General features: G+C 44.8%; 1 protein-coding gene. It reads left to right on the forward strand.

Annotated elements, in window-relative coordinates:
* Positions 1–78: 78 nt before the first annotated feature.
* A protein-coding gene (locus J2S17_RS28750) for an IS3 family transposase (protein WP_307480822.1) occupies positions 79–1,199 on the forward strand; the annotation gives its coding sequence in 2 pieces (ribosomal slippage) (positions 79–328 and positions 328–1,199; 1,122 coding nt in all).
* Positions 1,200–1,217 lie beyond the last annotated feature (18 nt).

Raw genomic sequence — 1,217 nt, forward strand, 5'->3', positions numbered from 1 at the left:
TTGGAGCGTCTACACTTATCTGGACAGAAATATTAAGGTCACGTACACTTGACCTAAAACAGATGAGGAGCCCCAACTATGATAAAGCGAGAACGCCGTACATTCACGCCAGAATTTAAAAAGCAAATGGTGCAGCTGCACCAGAATGGAAAAACGAAACGAGCGATTATAGATGAGTATAACCTGACCCCTTCCTCCCTTGACCGGTGGATTCAACAGTCTGAAACGTCTGGTGCCTTCAAAGAAAAAGACAATCGTTCCCTTGAACAACAGGAGCTTTTAAAACTGCGTAAAGAAAATAAGCAGCTACTGATGGAGAACGATATTTTAAAGCAAGCAGCGCTGATCATGGGACGAAAGTAAATGTCATCAAACGAAACCAGGACAAATACTCGGTATCAGCAATGTGTGACGTCCTACAGATTTCCCGAAGCACGTATTACTACGAAGCCAAGGAGCGCCGCTCAGAAGATAACGTAACAGGCGCCATCATCGAGATTTTCAAACAAAACCGGAATGCCTACGGCACCCGTAAAATCAAGGTGGAACTGAATAAGCTTGGATTCACGGTGTCCAGACGCCGCATCGGCCGCATCATGAACGAGCAGGGACTAGTTTCCTCTTACACGTTGGTGCAGTTCAAACCGCAGAAAACCCCATGTAATGAGTCCGTCCTGGCAAATGAATTGAAACGTGAGTTTCGACAGGATGAAGCGAAAAAAGTAATCGTGAGTGATTTAACATACGTCAAAGTCAAAAACAAATGGCATTACTTATGTATCTTTGTCGACCTCTTTAACCGGGAAATCATTGGCTTCAGCACGGGTCCTCACAAAGATGCAAACCTTGTCGCGCGGGCTTTTGCGTCAATTCAAGGTGATCTGCGCGATATCCAGCTGTTTCACACAGATCGTGGCAGCGAGTTCAAAAACCAGCTGATCGATGACACATTATCGACCTTCAACATTGGCAGATCCCTCAGCATGAAAGGCTGTCCGTATGACAATGCAGTGGCGGAAGCGACGTTCAAAATCATAAAAACGGAGTTTGTCCGTCAGATGAAGTTTGATAGTTTAGGGCATCTTACGCTTGAATTCAGTGACTACGTCAACTGGTTCAACAGGCTGCGCATTCACGGAACATTAGGCTACGTAAGCCCTATGGAGTTTAAAGAAATATCCCTTAAAAAAGTTGTGTGATTTAGTGTTGACATTCCA

Source organism: Cytobacillus purgationiresistens (genome assembly GCF_030813235.1).
GTDB lineage: Bacteria > Bacillota > Bacilli > Bacillales > Cytobacillaceae > Cytobacillus > Cytobacillus purgationiresistens.